Annotated in this window: 15 protein-coding genes; 1 reads left to right on the top strand and 14 read right to left on the bottom strand. The window is 58.3% G+C overall.

The features are described 5' to 3' along the window. Positions 1-81 precede the first annotated feature (81 nt). Entirely contained in the window at positions 82-2004 is a 1923-nt protein-coding gene (locus AT6N2_RS21330; RefSeq protein WP_233282562.1) for a putative bifunctional diguanylate cyclase/phosphodiesterase, read from the bottom strand. Between the two features lie 21 nt (positions 2005-2025). Beyond that, on the bottom strand, positions 2026-2532 hold the full coding sequence (locus AT6N2_RS21325; protein WP_063949188.1) for a molybdopterin-dependent oxidoreductase: 507 nt from the start codon (positions 2530-2532) through the stop codon (positions 2026-2028). A 602-nt stretch (positions 2533-3134) separates the two neighbouring features. Between AT6N2_RS21325 and AT6N2_RS21320 the strand changes: the two genes are divergently transcribed. Continuing rightward, on the top strand, positions 3135-4571 hold the full coding sequence (locus AT6N2_RS21320; RefSeq protein WP_063949187.1) for an NAD-dependent succinate-semialdehyde dehydrogenase: 1437 nt from the start codon (positions 3135-3137) through the stop codon (positions 4569-4571). Positions 4572-4666: 95 nt separating this feature from the next. Here AT6N2_RS21320 and queE read toward each other — a convergent pair whose 3' ends face one another. The 12 genes from queE to AT6N2_RS21260 all read right to left on the bottom strand — a co-directional run bounded on the left by queE (position 4667) and on the right by AT6N2_RS21260 (position 17334). Then, a complete protein-coding gene (gene queE, locus AT6N2_RS21315; RefSeq protein ID WP_209091272.1) occupies positions 4667-5422 on the bottom strand; it encodes a 7-carboxy-7-deazaguanine synthase QueE in 756 nt (251 codons plus the stop codon). Beyond that, complete coding sequence (queD, locus tag AT6N2_RS21310) at positions 5419-5775, bottom strand: 6-carboxytetrahydropterin synthase QueD (RefSeq protein WP_063949185.1); 357 nt, start codon at positions 5773-5775, stop codon at positions 5419-5421. The genes queE and queD overlap by 4 nt, the downstream gene beginning before the upstream one ends. Continuing rightward, a complete protein-coding gene (queC, locus tag AT6N2_RS21305; RefSeq protein ID WP_209091270.1) occupies positions 5775-6485 on the bottom strand; it encodes a 7-cyano-7-deazaguanine synthase QueC in 711 nt (236 codons plus the stop codon). The genes queD and queC overlap by 1 nt, the downstream gene beginning before the upstream one ends. A gap of 146 nt (positions 6486-6631) precedes the next feature. Then, complete coding sequence (locus tag AT6N2_RS21300; RefSeq protein ID WP_063949183.1) at positions 6632-7765, bottom strand: Gfo/Idh/MocA family protein; 1134 nt, start codon at positions 7763-7765, stop codon at positions 6632-6634. Between the two features lie 22 nt (positions 7766-7787). Continuing rightward, positions 7788-8552, bottom strand: a complete 765-nt coding sequence (locus AT6N2_RS21295) for a sugar phosphate isomerase/epimerase family protein (RefSeq protein WP_209091268.1) — start codon at positions 8550-8552, stop codon at positions 7788-7790. Positions 8553-8606: 54 nt separating this feature from the next. Beyond that, positions 8607-9695 (bottom strand): ABC transporter ATP-binding protein, encoded by a 1089-nt coding sequence (locus tag AT6N2_RS21290; protein ID WP_144576574.1) that lies wholly within the window; start codon positions 9693-9695, stop codon positions 8607-8609. 5 nt (positions 9696-9700) lie between these two features. Beyond that, complete coding sequence (locus tag AT6N2_RS21285; protein ID WP_209091266.1) at positions 9701-10642, bottom strand: carbohydrate ABC transporter permease; 942 nt, start codon at positions 10640-10642, stop codon at positions 9701-9703. Next, the gene (locus AT6N2_RS21280; RefSeq protein WP_063949179.1) at positions 10635-11537 is read right to left on the bottom strand and encodes a carbohydrate ABC transporter permease; all 903 of its coding nucleotides are present in this window, start codon (positions 11535-11537) and stop codon (positions 10635-10637) included. The genes AT6N2_RS21285 and AT6N2_RS21280 overlap by 8 nt, the downstream gene beginning before the upstream one ends. A 141-nt stretch (positions 11538-11678) precedes the next feature. Next, positions 11679-12911, bottom strand: a complete 1233-nt coding sequence (locus AT6N2_RS21275) for an ABC transporter substrate-binding protein (protein WP_209091264.1) — start codon at positions 12909-12911, stop codon at positions 11679-11681. A 290-nt stretch (positions 12912-13201) separates the two neighbouring features. Next, positions 13202-14632 (bottom strand): mannose-1-phosphate guanylyltransferase/mannose-6-phosphate isomerase, encoded by a 1431-nt coding sequence (locus AT6N2_RS21270; RefSeq protein WP_063949177.1) that lies wholly within the window; start codon positions 14630-14632, stop codon positions 13202-13204. Positions 14633-14684: 52 nt separating this feature from the next. Further along, on the bottom strand, positions 14685-14882 hold the full coding sequence (locus AT6N2_RS21265; RefSeq protein WP_063949176.1) for a hypothetical protein: 198 nt from the start codon (positions 14880-14882) through the stop codon (positions 14685-14687). A 22-nt stretch (positions 14883-14904) separates the two neighbouring features. Further along, complete coding sequence (locus AT6N2_RS21260) at positions 14905-17334, bottom strand: glucose/quinate/shikimate family membrane-bound PQQ-dependent dehydrogenase (RefSeq protein WP_209091262.1); 2430 nt, start codon at positions 17332-17334, stop codon at positions 14905-14907. Positions 17335-17533 lie beyond the last annotated feature (199 nt).

The raw sequence follows: 17533 nt of genomic DNA, 5'->3' as shown, positions 1-17533 counted from the left end.
GCGAAGCGGATGCTGCGGTTTGGCAATCAACGACAAATCAAGTAAAAAAGCCATCGCTTTCGCCAGAGAACGGGCATTCGTTCACACAGAACTCCAAGCCACCAGTTCTTTCGCCGGCAGGGGTCTGCTGATGAGATATCCCTGAACCTGATCGCAGCCGAGGCGCCTCACGCACTCATATTGCTCTTCCGTCTCGATCCCCTCGGCAATCGTCGTCATCCGCAGACTGCGACCGACGCCAACCACGAATTCTACGATCGCAAGCGCATCGCGGTCGGTGGTTATATCTCGCAGGAAAGAACGATCGATCTTGATCTTGTCGAAGGGGACGCCGCGCAGGTTGGCGAGCGACGAATAGCCGGTACCGAAATCATCCATCGCGATTTTGATGCCGACCGCCTTCAGCCGTGACAGCGTATTGATCGTCTGGTCGCTCTTGTTGAGAAGGATAGATTCCGTAATCTCAAGCTCCAGACGGCTCGGCTCAAGTCCGCTTTTTTCAAGCGCGCCCATGACATTCTGGATGAGACTGGTGCTGTGGAACTGAACGGGCGAAAGATTGACCGCCACCTTCATGTCCTCGTCCCATTGCATGGCCTCCCGGCACGCGGTTTCCATCACCCATTTACCGAGCGAATGAATGAGGCCAGTCCTTTCTGCGACGGGAATGAACACGCTGGGCGGCACGTCACCGCGGATAGGATGTTTCCAGCGCAATAACGCTTCGAAGCCACAGAGCTTGCGGGTCTGGGTTGCCACCTGCGGCTGGTAATACACTTCCAGCTCGTCATTCTGCAGCGCAGTCTGCAGGTCAGCCTCGAAGGACTTCTTTTCGGTCAACTGCTTCTGCATGCGAACCTTGAACACACTCGCCCGGCCGGGACCGATAGCCTTGGCCTCGTAAAGCGCGAGATCCGCACGCTTGAACAATTCGTCCGCATCGACGGCGCCATGCGAAATGGCGATGCCGATACAGGTGCCGATTTTGACCTCCTGCTCACCCAGCTGGTAGGTGCGGCTGATCTGGTCGATGAGCTTGGAGGCGAGGCGTCGCGCGGCATCTTCGTTGAGATCGTCGGAAACCACCGCGAATTCGTCGCCGCCCAGACGGCAGACCATGTCGTAATCACCGCCGATTGCCGAAAGACGCTGCGCCACCGCCTGAAGCAGCGCATCGCCCGCATCGTGGCCAAGCGTATCGTTGACGTCCTTGAACCCGTCGAGATCGAGAAGCAGGATTGCGGTCGTGCCGGTTCCGCCAAAGGATCGGCGTAATCTCTCGATCAATTCCTGCCGGAACAGTGCGCGGTTGGGTAGCCCCGTCAGCGCGTCATGATAGGCGTCATGTTCGAGCCTGACATTTTTCGCCTGCAATTCCAGCGTGGCCGCCCGCAGATCGTCGGTCAGGCCACGCATGCTTTTCTGCGCCCGGTTCAGCAGATCGTTCTGGCGAAGCAGCAAGATCACCAGCGCGATGCCGCACAGGATCAGGCCGCCTGCAAGCGCGGTATAGACGATGTGAAGCTTGCGCACATCCTCGTGTGCGGTATCGATGAGATTGACGTCAAAGGCAACCGAGGACGAGGCAAGCGTCGTCATCGGCGCATCCAGCGCGCTCATCGCCGCAATCAAATCCGGAACCTCTGCTGGTTCGAGACTGTTGATCCGCTGCTCCAGCTTGGCCAAAACATCATCGATCTTGGCGACGAGTTCCCGCCACTGCTGCTGTTCGTTGATGAAGGCGCCAAGTTTTCCCTGTTTGAGAAGCTCGAGACGGCTTAGCATGATGTCCAGACGCAACTGCAATTCATCCCGGTCTACCTTACCGGGAGAGAGCGCAAACATCGCCAATCTGTTTTGGAGACGCAGGAATTCGGCGACCGTCTGGCTGACGGCCCAGGAATCATTATAACGGGCAAATTTCTGCAGAGCGGTCTGCCGCTCGGCAATGACGAAAGCGATATAGCCCGTTGCCAGGACGAAGCAACAGATAATGACCGCCACAAGTTTTCGCAAACGGCACCTTTATTCCACTATCAATTTGGCAACTTGCCATGCGGACCGTGTGTAATAGGTCTGCTTTTGCAATTCCGGATCGCTGTCATAGGGATATATGACGAACAAAGGGCCCTTTTCGCGAACGGTCATGTAATTGCCATTCAGTTTGATCGCCAGGATAACCTTGTATTTCTTAAAGTCGTCGATGGGTATGGTGCTGACGTAATCGTTAAGCGCGACTGCCGTGACGTTGGTGCCCTTTGCACCCACGATATCCATCAATTTAGAGAGCGGGACACCCTCGAAACGAACGCGGCCATCGTGCCAGGGGGTCGTCGTTTCCACCGCCTCCATGCCGAGCGCTTCCAGCATGTCGCGATCAAACTGCGCAGCGCCGTCGGCATTCGTATTGGTGATGTTGCCGGAAATGGTTAATATCGGCTTGCCCTGCGGTTTGGCTATGTCCCCCGCCTCGGCACAGGAAAGCCATATGAGCGACAAGAACGCGCTGAGCAGTACCCGGGCGAAACTCATGGTTTTTCTCCATCGATAGGTTCAGGTCGAGGGTTTTCGCCAACCGTTAAAGGTCAAGGGAACCGACGGTATCAATATATATCAGGAAATGATGTTATATCCTCACTGAGTTTTTGTCCGTATTTTCTCTAGGTTTTGAGTAAACTCTTTTGATAAGTTTTTCGCGCTAATGTAGTTTTTTGATCCCGGCGCCCGGTTATGGGTCAAGCAGGAGGCTTTTCCAAGGCGCAGGCCACGGGGGAGAGTCTATATAGCGGCGAGACTGCTCAACGACCTCCTCGGCGAAAGCCCTCTGATTCGCGGTAAAATACGGGCCAATCAAACGCCATCCGAAAGGCAAACCGGGAGCATGAGCGCGGGCTGCTTCAGCGAAAAATCCTCACGATTGCCAAAGTGCACGGTTGAAACACCCATCGCGAAACTTAATATAAAGGCTGTCGATTTCGTTTCCGGCGGTCCCTGAACCTCTGCTGGAAATATCCAGACACCTGTCCCGCGCAGCGAAAGCCGCGATGCCGGATATCGTCCGGTCAGGAAAATCTGTTCACGTCTCCGGGTCGGACGGCTAGCGCCGTATCGGCCGCATCATGAAGGTAGTCCCTATGCACACCTATCCCGACATCAAACTTCTCATTGATGGCGAATGGCGAGACGCCGTTTCCGGCAAGACGATCGCCGTGTCCGATCCCGCGACCGACGAAATCATCGGCGCGATCGCCCATGCCGAGAAGGAAGACCTTGATCTAGCGCTTGCCGCAGCCGAGCGCGGTTTCAAGCTGTGGCGCGACACCTCGCCCTTTGAGCGTTCGAAGATCATGCGCAAGGCTGCCGATATCCTGCGCGAGCGCAAGGAAAAGATCGCCTATATCATGACCCGCGAGCAAGGTAAGCCGCTGGCGCAATCCGCCACCGAGATCATGGGTGCTGCCGACACCATCGACTGGTTTGCCGAAGAAGCCCGCCGCACCTATGGCCAGGTCATCCCTGCCCGCGCGACCGGCGTTTCGCAGCTTGCCATCAAGCTTCCGGTCGGTCCCGTGGCAGCATTCACGCCTTGGAATTTCCCGATCAACCAGATCGTCCGCAAGCTCTCCGCGGCGCTTTCCACCGGTTGCTCCATCATCGTCAAGGCGCCCGAGGAAACCCCGGCATCTCCGGCAGAACTCATCCGCGCCTTCGTCGACGCCGGTGTGCCTGCCGGCGTCATCGGCCTTGTCTATGGTGTTCCTTCGGAAATTTCCGAATACCTGATCCCGCATCCGGTCATCCGCAAGATTTCCTTCACCGGCTCAACCCCGGTCGGCAAACATCTGGCAGCGCTTGCGGGCAAGCATATGAAGCGCGCGACGATGGAACTTGGCGGTCATGCGCCCGTCATGATCTTCGACGATGCCGATATCGACAAGGCGATCGAGGTCACCTCGCTTGCCAAGTTCCGCAATGCCGGTCAGGTCTGCGTCGCGCCCACCCGCTTCCTCGTGCAGGACGGCGTGGCGGATCGTTTCCTCGAAGGTTTCGTGGAAGCCACGAAGGCAATCAAGGTGGGCAATGGTCTGGAAGACGGCGTGGTCATGGGGCCGCTCGCCAATGAGCGCCGCATTCCCGCACTGGAAGGCCTCATCAACGATGCCGTTTCCCACGGCGCCGAACTGAAAACCGGGGGCCGCCGCATCGGCAACAAGGGCAATTTTTTCGAGCCGACGGTTCTCGCCAATGTGCCCACGTCTGCGAAGATCATGAACGACGAGCCCTTTGGCCCGGTCGCGATCATCAACCGCTTCTCGACGTTTGACGATGCCATCACCGAAGCGAACCGCCTGCCCTTCGGTCTTGCATCCTATGCCTTCACCGGCTCGGTCAAGACCGCGCACGCGCTCGGCCAGCAGGTCGAGGCCGGCATGCTGACCATCAACCACAACGGCCTTGCGCTCCCCGAAGTCCCCTTCGGCGGCATCAAGGACTCCGGTTACGGCACGGAAGGCGGCTCGGAAGCAGTTCAAGCCTATCTGGAGACAAAGTTCGTCAGCCAGATGAGCTGAGGCTCAGAAAAGTCGGTTCTGGGCGGAAATATTCGCCCAGAACTTCCATCGCGGCCCCCGATATCCTGGCGCACGGGCACCTGAACCGCAGCCAGTTAAACGCCCCGCTTGTTTCCCCACAAGAGCACATGAAGCTGCGGCAGCACGCGGGCGGAAAACCAGCGGTCTTCGCTCACCTTGTCCACCAGCCATAACATCCGGTCCATCACCCCATCGATATCGACACGCGCGTCGTCATCATCCGGGGGCGGCGGGGTGTGGTTGCCGGGTTGAAGATAGACCGCCAGATGCGGAAACCGCGCTGACGCGGCTTTGGCGTAGGCGTAATCAACATCATCGAAAACAACAACCTTCAAGGCCACCTGCGGTCGGGTGCCAGCGACACCGAGACAGTCTGCGAAAGCCGACCAGTCCGTCTCCATGCCGCTCGATGGCGGTTTCGGGCTCAGAACCAGGTAGTCGAGAGAGCCGAACCAGCCCTTGGCGATGCTGCCTTGCGTCTCAAGCGCGAAGCGATAACCTTCGGACTGCCCTTTTGCGATTAATTCGCCAAGTGGCTGGATGGCAGGGTTGCCGCCAGACAACGAGACCGTCAGCGGAACACCCGCGGACAGCCGCCGCACCTCCTGCCAGATTGCGTCGACCGACATGGGTTTCCACGTGTCGCGATAATCGCTATCGACCGCGTGCAGCGTATCGCACCAGGAGCAGCGGTAGTCACAGCCCCCCGTTCGCACAAAAACCGTCGGTGAACCGATCAGCAGACCTTCGCCCTGAATGGTCGGCCCGAAGATTTCGCTGATGCGGATCGTGGTGTGCTTCGCTGCAATCTTTTGTGCAGCCGCCGTCATGGCCGGTATTCCGCCCAGGTCTTGGCGGTTTCGCTAACCCGCACGGCGCTGGTTTCCGGCAGACGCTCCTTGCACCAGTCATAAAAATGTTTCGCCAAGTATTCCGCCGTGACCCGGTCATGGCCGAGAACATCATTCAGGTGGCGATGATCAAACTTGTCGTCAATGTAGTACTTCAGCGGCGCAAGCTCATGGTAATCGCGCACGAAACCGTGCTCGTTGAGCTCTTCGCCTGCAAGCTCGACCTCAACGATATAATTATGGCCATGCAGACGGCTGCACTGGTGGTCGGCGGGCAGGCTTTTCAACTGGTGCGAGGCGGAGAAGTGAAATTCCTTGGTGATGCGGAACATCAACGCACCTCCTGCGCCGCAAAGGCATGGGTGGCCGCCACCCAGAAGTCCGGGTCCTCATAATCGGTCGGGTCGGTCACGCCAGCCAGATGAAAGGCCTCACGCCGTTCCACGCATGTGCCGCAGCGGCCGCAGTGGCGTACGCCGCCCTTGTAACAGGACCATGTTTCGCCAAACGGCGTGCCGTATTTTACGCCATCGTTCACGATGGCCGCCTTGGAAACGGTGACATAGGGCGCGAAGAGTTTCACATCAGCATAGCCTTCAAGCGCGTGCGCCTGCATGGCATTGAAGCTGTCGATGAAGCCCGGCCGGCAGTCGGGGTAGATGAAATGATCGCCGCCGTGAACGGCAATCGCCACTGCATCCGCCTGCTGTGCGGCAGCCAGCCCGAACGCGATGGTGAGCATGATGGCATTGCGGTTCGGCACCACGGTGGAACGCATCGTCTCCTCCGCATAATGCCCGTCCGGCACCTCCACATCATCGGTCAGTGCGGAACCGGTGAGGTGCGCGCCGATGGCTCTGATATCGATGATATGATGCGGCACACTGAGCCGTCTGGCGCAATCGGCGGCAAAATCCAGTTCCTTCCTGTGGCGCTGGCCATAATCGAAGGAGACGAGAGCAAGAAGGTCATGTTCCGCGGCGATTTTATGCGCAAGCGAAACGGAGTCCAATCCGCCGGAGCAGATGACGATGGTTTTCATAGTTCAGGATCCCTTGTTTTGACCGGGTGGGCTGCGACCGGATAAGGCGCGGCTTTAAAGCAAAGCGAAGGGATTGTGAAGAGGTACCGCGAAGAACGGAAAGCGGCGAAGTTTCCTCCGCCGCTTTCCAAGCTATAGTAAAAACCTTAGCGCAGCAGCGCCTGTGCCTCCTCGATGCCGAGAGCTGCCGGCTGCGTGCATGTCGTCGTCATCTCGATGAAGCGGCCTTCTTCACCCGATTTCAGGATCGAGGTCATCACGTCGATACCGTGCAGCGAACGATCCAGCGAGCAGCGGGCGTCGCGACCTTCCAGTATGGCAATCGCCATATCGGCAAGCCCGGCCGTGCGATAGTTGGCGCGAGGGCCGTTCGGGCTTTCCTGATTGGCGATACCGAAGGGATGCGCCCAGTCTTCCAGCGGCTGGATGTTCTTGTCACGGCCGCTCGCCTCCACAACGCCCCCGAAGAAATTCGGGTCTGGCACAAAGATCGAGCCGTCCGTGCCGTAAAGTTCCATGTTTGCGTGGCGATGCGACCAGACATCCCAGCTGGCCGAAAGCGTAATCGTCGCACCATTCACGAATTCCAGCAGGGCGTGGATATTGGTCGGTGTTTCGACGGGGATGATCTCGCCGTTAAGCGGCTGGCTGGTTACGGTGCGGGTGGGGCTTGCCATCGAGGTGAGCGCGCCAACGCGCTTGACCGGGCCGATGAGGTTGATGAGATTGGCGACATAGTACGGCCCCAGATCGAGGATCGGCCCGCCGCCCTGCAGGAAAAAGAAACCCGGATTGGGGTGCCACATTTCCATGCCGGGGCTCATCACATGGCAGGTGCCCGAGGTGATGCGTCCGACCTTGCCCTCGTCGATATATTTGCGGGCAAGCTGATGCGCACCACCAAGAAAAGTATCCGGGGCGCAGCCGACGGAAAGGTTCTTCTCCCGCGAAATGCGCCGCAACTCCTCGCCCTCTTCCAGCGAAAGCACCAGCGGCTTTTCCGAATACACGTGTTTTCCCGCCTCAAGGGCCGCCTTCGAAACCGGATAATGTGCGGCGGGGATGGTGAGGTTCACCACCACGTCAATTTCCGGGTTGGCGAGCAGATCGTCGATGGACTGCGCGACAACACCGAACTCTTCCGCCCTCAGTTCCGCTGCATTGCGGTTGAGGTCGGCACAGGCCAGCACCTTGATGCCCTTGAAGAGCGGTGCCAGCGAAAAATATGCAGACGAGATATTGCCGCATCCGATGATGCCGACGCCAAGATCTCTGGCCATGATGAAACTCCGAAATTGAGACTTAGTAGGTTTTGAACGATGCGATCGAACGGGTGATCAGCCGGTCGATATCCTTGGGATTGTCATGCTCGACCACGAAATGTTTCGTGGCGGACTTTGCTTTCAATGCGGCGATAAGACCCTTCCAGTCCACCGTGCCATGACCAACATCGGCCCAACCGTCTTCATCCGCATTTTCGCCCGATGGTGCGATATCCTTTACATGCACGGCAGTGATGCGTTTGCCGTAGCTTTCGATCCAGGCGAGCGGATCGGCATTGCCCCTGACGATCCAGGCGATATCCGCTTCCCACTTCAGGTCCGGGCCACCGGCAAATATTTGTTCCTGCGGCGTGGAGCCATCGGCGAGCGCCTTGAACTCGAAATCATGGTTGTGCCAACCGAAGGTCAGGCCGGCGTCGACAAAAGGTTTGCCAGCCTCCTGCAGACGCTTGCCGAAGGCAAACCAGCCAGCGGCATCTGTCGGGCGCTGGTCGGGCATCAGGTAAGGGCAATAAATCGCCTCCACGCCCAAAACTTTCGCGATGTTCAGCGCCCTGCCCGGATCGCCCTCGAGGAGATCGAGGCCGAAATGGCCGGTGGGCATGGTCAGACCGTTGGCATCGAGTCCAGCGCGCAGGCCCTTCAGGCCGGCCTCATCGAGAGAGGCGTACATGGCGCCATACCCTTCGACTTGGCTGTAGCCCGCCGCCGATAGCTTCTTCAAAATATCGGAAAAGGGCTGAAAATTGCGGGCGCTGTAAAGCTGAAAACCGAGTTCTGTCATTGTCTCCTCCATAGAGATCTGGGTCTTGGGATTGTGTGGAACGTGGAAAACGCCTTAGAGCCGGTCCTCGCTCTCAGCGTCGAAAAGGGAGGCCATTGTCATATCAAGACCGAGGCGAACCTTCGTGCCCGGCGAGAACCGTCTATGACCGCCGACGCGCACGGAGAGCGTATGCCCTGCATGTTTCAGCCAGATCAGATTGTCGGCACCCATCGGCTCTTCGATATCGACAACAGCCTCATGCACTTCGCCACTCAGGATATCGGCATCGACGCGCACATGCTCAGGCCGCACGCCAAGGACCACGGCACGCCCTGCGGCAAGCGGTGTTTCGGCATGGTAGCCATCAAGTGAGAAGGTAACCCCATTGGTCGTGAAGACGACCTTACCGTCCTTTTCGATCAGCTCACCGCGCAAAAAGTTCATCGATGGCGAACCGATGAAACCGGCAACAAAAAGGTTTCGCGGCTTGTTGTAAATGGTGACGGGATCGGCCAGCTGCTGGATGACCCCGCTCTTCATGATGGCGATGCGGTCCGCCAACGTCAGCGCCTCGATCTGGTCGTGCGTCACGTAGATCATGGTGTTCTTCAACGACTGGTGCAGCCGCTTGATTTCGACACGCAGTTCCGAACGCAGCTTGGCATCGAGGTTGGACAGCGGCTCGTCGAAAAGAAAGACATCCACGTCCCGCACCAGCGCCCGGCCGATCGCCACGCGCTGACGCTGGCCGCCGGAAAGCTCTGCCGGCTTGCGCTTCAGCAAAGGCTCGATCTGCAGGATGCCGGCTGCTCTTTTGACGCGACGGTCAATTTCATCCTTTGGAACCTTGGCGACCTGGAGGCCGAATGACAGGTTCTTCTCCACCGTCATCTGCGGATAAAGCGCATAGGACTGGAACACCATGCCGATGCCGCGATCCTTCGGCTCCTCCCAGGTGACGTTGCGGTCCTTGATGAAGATCTGTCCGTCGGTCGGTTCCAGAAGCCCGGCAATGCAGTTGAGCAGGGTCGACTTGCCGCAACCGGACGAGCCGAGCAGAACGAGAAATTCGCCGTCGTAAATATCGAGATTGAGGTCTTTCAGAACGGTGACGGCACCGAAAGACAGAGAAAGATCACGGATGGAAACGCTTTTGTTCATATAACTCAACCTTTCACTGCGCCGGCGGCAATGCCGCGCACGAATAGCCTGCCGGAGACGAAATAAACGATCAGCGGCACAGCACCGGTCAGAAGCGTGGCGGCCATGTTGACGTTGTATTCCTTCACGCCCTGTACGGAGTTGACGATATTATTGAGCTGCACGGTCATCGGGTAATATTCCGGCCGCGTGAACACCACGCCGAACAGGAAGTCGTTCCAGATGCCCGTCACCTGCAGGATCATCGCCACGACGAAGATCGGCAGCGACATCGGCAGCATGATGCGGAAATAAATCTGCCAGAAATTGGCGCCGTCGATACGCGCTGCCTTGAAGAGTTCCTCCGGCAGCGAGGCGAAGTAATTCCGGAACAGCAGCGTCAGGATCGGCATGCCGAAGATGGTGTGGACGATGACGAGACCGGTCAGCGTGCCGTAAATGCCCAGTTCGCGCAGCACGATGACGATCGGATAGATCATGACCTGATAGGGGATGAAGGCGCCGATGATCAGGATCGAGAAAAACAGTTCCGATCCCTTGAACTTCCAGTTCGCCATGGCGTAGCCGCTGACGGAAGCGACGACGATGGAAATGACCACGGATGGCACGAGAATGCGTACGGAGTTCCAGAAACCACGCGAAAGCCCGTCGCAATTGAGGCCGGTGCAGGCATTGGCCCAGGCCTTCACCCACGGCTCGAAGGTGATCTCCACCGGTGGCGCGAAGATGTTGCCGAGGCGGATTTCCGGCATGCCCTTCAGCGAGGTGACGACCATCACGTAGAGCGGCAGGAGGTAATAGGCGGCGGCCACGAAGAGCGTGCCGTAGAGGATGATGTTGCGGCGGGAAAAGGTCTTCCTCGGCTTCTTGCCGCGCGGGCCGGAAAGCTTGTCGGCAACCGCGTCGCTGGCGGCAACAACGGTATTCAAGGTGCTGATATTAGCCACGCTTTTTGCCTCCGAATTCGAGGTAGGCCCATGGAATGATGATGATCGCGACGGTGATGAGCATCATGGTGGAGGCGGCAAAACCTTGCCCCAGGTTCTGCGCCTGGAACATGTAGTCGTAGACGTACTTCGCCGGCACTTCAGACGCGATGCCCGGTCCGCCGCTGGTCTGCGCCACGACCAGATCATAGACCTTGACGATGCCACTGGCGATGATGACGAGCGTGGTGATGAAGACGGGGCGCATCATGGGAATGATGATGAGAATATAGGTCTTCCACATCGGGATGCCATCCACGCGCGTCGCCTTCCAGATATCCTCGTCGATGCCACGAAGCCCGGCCAGCATCAGGCACATGACAAGCCCGGTTCCCTGCCAGAGCGCCGCAATCAGGATGCCGTATATGACAATCTGAGAATTATAGAGCGGATCGAATGTAAAGCTTTCCCAGCCGAGCGAGCGGACCACGGACTGGATCCCGAATTCCGGGTTCAACAGCCATTGCCAGACAAGACCTGTCACAATGAAGGACAAGGCGAAGGGATAAAGGAAGATGGTGCGAAAGGTGTTTTCGAAACGAATTTTCTGGTCCATCAGTGCCGCCAGCACGAAACCGATGACGAGGCTGAAGATCAGCGACAGCACGCCGTAAATCGCCAGGTTCTGGATCGAGACGATCCAGCGTGGCGCGGCCCATAGCCGCTCGTATTGATCGAAACCGACAAAGCTCGCCCGCGGCAGAAGCTTGGAATTGGTGAAGGAATAAACGACCGTCCAGATCGTCCCGCCGAGGAAGATCACCACTGCGGTCAATATCATGGGGATGGAAGCAATCTTGGAATTCAGATTGCGAAAGAGCTGGTTGGGGCGCCCGGAGCGCGCTTGACCCGCCATGTTACCTCCTCCTGTAACGTTACAGTCAACAGCCGAGAAAAATTCTCCGCTGCACGGAACCCCGACAAACAAGATTGTTTTTGTTGTGAGCCGGACGTTGGAAGGGGGAGCGAGCCGCTCCCCCCACCGGAGAAATCACGATCAGTCAGCCGAGCCGATGATATCCGCAAAGCGCTTCTGCGCATCCTCTGCCGACATCGAGCCAGCAAAGAATTCTGCCATCAGGTCTTCCTTCTGCTTCTGCGAGTCCGCGGAAATCAGCTGGTCAACGCTGGTCAGCGCATTGCCCTTGGCCAGAATGGCCAGTCCCTTTTTCATGCAGTCATTCGCTGCATTGAGGTCTACGTCACCGCGGATAGGCAGCGAGCCCTTCTTCAGGTTGAAGGCAACCTGCGTCTTTGGATCGACGATGGTTGCTGCCAGCACGTCCTGCGCCTTGGTTTTTTCCTCATCTTTAAGAACCGGGAAATAGAAGGCATCGCCACCCGTGGTCAGATATTCACTCAGGCCGAGACCAGGAAGGCAGGAATAGTCCGTGCCGGCTTTCTGGTTGGCCAGCTGGAATTCACCCTGCGCCCAGTCACCCATCACCTGGCCAGCAGCCTTGCCAGTTATCACCATGTTGGTGGCCTGGTTCCAATCCTGAACATTGGTGCCCTTTGCCATGTCGCGCGCCTCGACGGCAGCCGCGAAAATCTTTGCCATGTCGGGACCCGCGGCCGCTTCTTCATCCTTGTCGCCGTAGACCTTCTGGTACAGATCCTTGCCGCCGATCGAAAGCGTCAGCGTATCGAACAAGCCGTTTGCCTGCCAGGCCTGCCCGCCGAGCGCGAGCGGCTGGATGCCTGCTTTTTTCAGCGCCGGTGCGGCCGCAACAAACTCCGTCCAGTTCTTCGGAACTTCAACGCCTGCCTTTTTGAAGGCCGCATTGGACAGCCAGAGCCATTGCCAGGAATGAATATTGACCGGCGCGCAATAGATCTTCCCATCAATCGTGCAGCTGTCCAGTAGACTGGAGGGCTTGATGACCTCTTTCCAGTTCCCTTTTGCGGCGACATCCGACAGGTCACGCATCAGGCCGGCCTGAACGAGTTCTTCCGCCTGACGGCCATGGTTGAACTGGGTCGCGCCCATCGGGTCGCCGCCGGTGATGCGGCTGATCATTATCGGCCGGGCCGTACCGCCCGAACCGGCAATCGCGCCGTCCACCCACTTATTGCCGGTCGCATCGAAAGCCTTGGCCAGTTCGGCCACGGCGGCGGCTTCACCACCCGACGTCCACCAATGGGTCACCTCAAGATCGGTGGCACCGGCTACACCCGCCGGAATCATCACACTGGCCAAAAAGGCCGCAGAAATAAGACGCATTCGCATGAGCTCCTCCCTCACTGAAACGTTACAGTTGGAACCTATGCGAAGAATTTTGATTAGGCAACCGCTTAAAATGCGAATCTCGATGTGGCTATTTTAGACACCCTTCTCGACCCGAAATCCGGCAAAATCCGCGCGGGGCTGCATGCTACGTTCCGCCGTTCCCACCATTTTTGAAAAGAAGGCCGCTGCCGCATCCGTATTTGCGTAGCAGGTGCTCGCCGTTAAAAACATAAAGGCGAAGCGGAATACCTCCCGCTTCGCCCTATCGCGCTATCTTAGAAGGCAATCTACTATTCGCGCTTATAATCATCCTCTATGCGGATCACATCATCCTCGCCGAGATATGCCCCGGTTTGAATTTCAACCAGCTCGAGCGGAATCTGGCCCTCATTGGCGAGACGGTGCGGCTGGCCAATCGGGATATAGACAGACTGGTTCTCCGTCAGCAGACGGGTTTCCTCGCCGATCGTCACGGTCGCAGTGCCCTTGACGATGATCCAGTGCTCTGAGCGATGATAGTGTCTTTGGAACGAAATGCGGTGGCCGGGATCGACCGTGATGTGGCCGACCCGGTAACGCTCGTCCACGTACATGTGTTCGATATAGCCCCAGGGTCGGTAGACCCGCTTGTGAGTTTCGGTTTGCGGCGCATGTTTGCTGTCCTTGAGCGTCTCAACCAGACCCTTCACATCCTGTACCCGGTTCTTTGGGACGACCAGCACCGCATCCTTGGTGGTTACAACCACCATGTCTTTTGCTCCGACAACCGTCGTCAGCAGCTGTGTGGAGTGAATGAGGCAGCCTTCGGAATCGATGAACACGCCGTTGCCTTCAAGCGCGTTCTCATTGTCATGTTTGTCAGCGATTTCCCAGATCGCATCCCAGCTGCCGATGTCGGACCAGCGGAAATGGCCGTGCACCACCGCCATGCGCTTCGTTTTTTCAATCACCGCATAGTCGATGGAGTTTTTGGGAGAGGCTTCAAAGCTATCCTTATCCAGACGCACAAATCCAAGGTCGCTTTCATATTGGTCAACCGCCTGCGTTACCGCCGCGAGAATCTCCGGCGCAAAAGCCTTGAGTTCGGCAATCATCACATCGGAGCGGAACAGGAAGTTACCGGAATTCCAGAGATAACCTTTTTCCAGATAGGAAATCGCCGTCGATACATCCGGTTTTTCCTTGAAGGCATCGACGGTGCTGAGGTCCGCCTCACCATCAATCGGCTCGCCCGGCTTGATATATCCGTAGGAGGTGCGCGGCTCCGTTGGCACCAGGCCAAAAACAACAATGCTGCCCTGATCGGCGGCCTTGGCGCCAAGCTTTACGGCGTCGGAAAATTTTTCGGGATCGAGAACCACGTGGTCGGCAGCAAGCGCCAGTACGAGGCAGCCCGGTTCGCGGCGTTCGGCAAGCACCGCAGCGGCAGCCATCGCAGCGGCGCTGTCGCGGCGGGCGGGCTCGAGCACAACGGTCGCGGGCAGATCGATTTCTTCAGCCTGGCGACGGGCAAAGAAGCGAAAATCCTCGTTGGTAATGACCAGGGCTTCCGAATAAAGACGTTTATCACCGACGCGTTTCAGCGTCTGTTGATATGTCGAAAGATTGCCAACCAGCGGCTGAAACTGCTTTGGCAACTGATCACGCGATACCGGCCAAAGCCGCGAGCCAGCACCACCAGCAAGAAGAACCGGCGTGATCTTTCGAGATTGTTCGTTCACTACAAAACCTTTCTTACTCAAATTCCCTGACGCGCCGGACAATATAGATATTTCACGACACCGCCATCACCAGTTCAAGCTGTGGATAAGCAAGGGCCGATAATTCCGTCGTCTGAACGCCTGGTGCGGCGGTGCGTGGCCGGCAGGCTGTTTTTCCTAACGCCAGGATGATGATGAGGTTCCGCACGAACGGGCGGCATGCCGCACGCAGACAAAGGAAAACCCCGAAATCATCTTCCGGGGTTTCCATTCAAAAAACTGAACGACAAGGATCAGTTCGGTAAGGCATACGCGATGACATAATCGCCACGATCCGGAGACTGACGAGCACCGCCGGCCGAGATGACGACATATTGCTTGCCGGTCTTTGGCGACTTGTAGCTCATCGGGCCGCCCTGGCTGCCGACGGGAAGGCGGGCCTTCCAGACTTCCTTGCCGGTTGCCGTGTCGAAGGCGCGCAGATAGTAGTCCTGCGTGCCAGCGATGAAGACGAGGCCGCCCTGAGTGGCAAGCGTGCCGCCAAGCGTCGGCATGCCGATCGGGATGGGCAGGCCCATCTTGATGCCGAGCGGACCCGTATCTTCGACCGTGCCCACCGGCACCTGCCATTTGATCTGCTGCGTCTTCATGTCGATTGCGGTCATGGTGCCGTAAGGCGGAGCCTGGCAGGGAATACCGAGCGCCGAGAGGAAACGGTTCTTGTTGACCGCATAGGGCGTGCCCTTCATGGGAACGACGCCCATGCCGGTGTTGACGCTCTCGCCACCGCTGGCGACAGCTTTGGTCGGCGCAGCTTCTTTCATCTGGATCCAGAGGCCAAGGCGCATGTCATTGACGAAAATGGTGTTCGTCGTCGGATCCGTGGAAATGCCACCCCAGTTCATGCCGCCGAGCGAGCCCGGGAAAGAGAGCGAAAGGTCCGTACCGGGTGCCGTGTAAAGTCCTTCATAACGCATGCCCTTGAAGGCGATACGGCAAAGAAGCTGGTCAAACGGGGTCGCGCCCCACATGTCCGCTTCCGTCAAGGTCTGCGCACCGATCTGCGGCATGCCGACCGAGCGTGGTTGCGTCGGCGCATAAGGCTCGTTCGGAATGTTGGCGGGCTTCACCGGAACTTCTTCAACCTTGGTCAGCGGCTGCCCGGTCGCCCGGTCGAGAACATAGATCTGCGCCGCCTTGGTGCCGAAGACCAATGCCGGCACCGTCGTTCCATCCGCTTTCGGGAAATCGATGAAGCTCGGCTGCATCGGCACGTCGAAGTCCCAGAGGTCGTTATGAACCGTCTGGTAGACCCATTTTTCGCGACCGGTCGTGGCGTCGAGCGCCAGCATCGAGGCACCATATTTATGGTCGAGCGGTGTGCGGGTCGCGCCGTACAAGTCCACCGAAGGGCTGCCGACAGGCATGAAGACCGTGTTCAGGTCCGGATCGTAGGACATGGATGCCCAGACGTTCGGCGTGGAACGCGTATAGGTTTGGCCCGGAGGCGGCAGCTTGGTGATGTCAGGATTACCCGGGTCGAACGCCCAGCGAAGCTCGCCCGTCACCACGTCAAAACCGCGCATCACGCCGCCGGGCATATCGACCTGCACGTTGTCGGCGATACGACCGCCAACAACAACGGTCGTGCCGGCGAGCGTGGGAGCCGAGGTCAGGACATATTGCGGGTCGGGGGCATCTCCCATACCGATCTTCAGATCAACGCGCCCATTGGTGCCGAAGTCAGGGCAAAACGCGCCGGTGTCGGCATCAAGCGCGATGAGTTCCGCATTGATGGTGTTCATCAAGATTCGGCGCTGGCAAAGCGCGCCTTCGGCCACCACCGCCGGCGTGACGGGCGTCGAGCCCGGCGCGGTCGGCTGTTTCAGCGGCGCCTTGGCATCGAAATAGGCAAGGCCGCGGCAACGCATCCAGACCGAGGATTTGGCGTTGATTTCCGTCTTCCACTTTTCAGCACCGGTGTCGGCATCGAGCGCGATGACATTATTGTGCGGGGTGCACAGGAACACGGTGTCGCCCACCTGCAGCGGCGTTTCCTGATCTTCCGCGCCGTTTGCGCCGGGGCTGATCGGAGTATCGCCCGTGTGATAAGTCCAGGCCACCTCGAGGTTCTTGACGTTGTCGCGGGTGATTTGATCAAGCGCGACAAAGCGGCTGCCGCCGGAAGTATTGCCGTAATGTTCCCAGTTCTTCTGCTCCGCTTCCGGCGTTACGGGCGTCAGCGCGGCCGCCTCACCATTGAAGGCGACGGTCGGATGCGCAACGAACATGCCGGCAAAACCGGCGCCGGAGGCGATGGCAAGAACCGCCGCAACCGCAAGAGAAGAGCCCAATGCCGGCGTTTTGCCAGCCGCACGTCGCAGCAGCGGGTACGACAGGGCAACAACGGTTGCCCCGACGCCGATTGCCAGCAGGCGGGAAATCAGCGGCCAGAAATCTAGCCCCACTTCCCATACCGCCCAAACGCCGGTGAGGATGAAAATGAGACCGAAAACAAGCGCACCCGCAGGCTTGCGCAGCAGAATGAGCAGGCCGGAGACGACGAGCGCGATACCTGCGATGATAAAATAGGGGCTGCCGCCGAGGGCGACGAGTTGGCCGCCGCCAATGGAGAAGAACAGTCCTGCGGCAATGATGACCGCGCCGAGCACCAACAGCCATAATCTGGCCGGGAGCGACAATGAAGTTGCTGGATTACCCATAATATTTGTCCGGTTAGAAGAGCCGCCCAGAAGGCTTAAGGCCCGATGATCGTTCAGTGTCCCGCAAAGCGCGGACAGTTCGTCGCCGATGCGGCCATACGAAGGCGCGCCGGTGGCGGCGCGGCTGAACGGGGAACAATGGTGGGGAAGACTTCCGTTGTGACTGTCATTTGACCCATTCACTGCAGGTTACCGCCGT

Origin of the sequence: Agrobacterium tumefaciens (genome assembly GCF_017726655.1) — a bacterium.
GTDB lineage: Bacteria > Pseudomonadota > Alphaproteobacteria > Rhizobiales > Rhizobiaceae > Agrobacterium > Agrobacterium tumefaciens_B.
The sequence above is the reverse complement of the archived record's forward strand: the minus strand, read 5'-3'. Positions and strand labels throughout refer to the sequence as shown.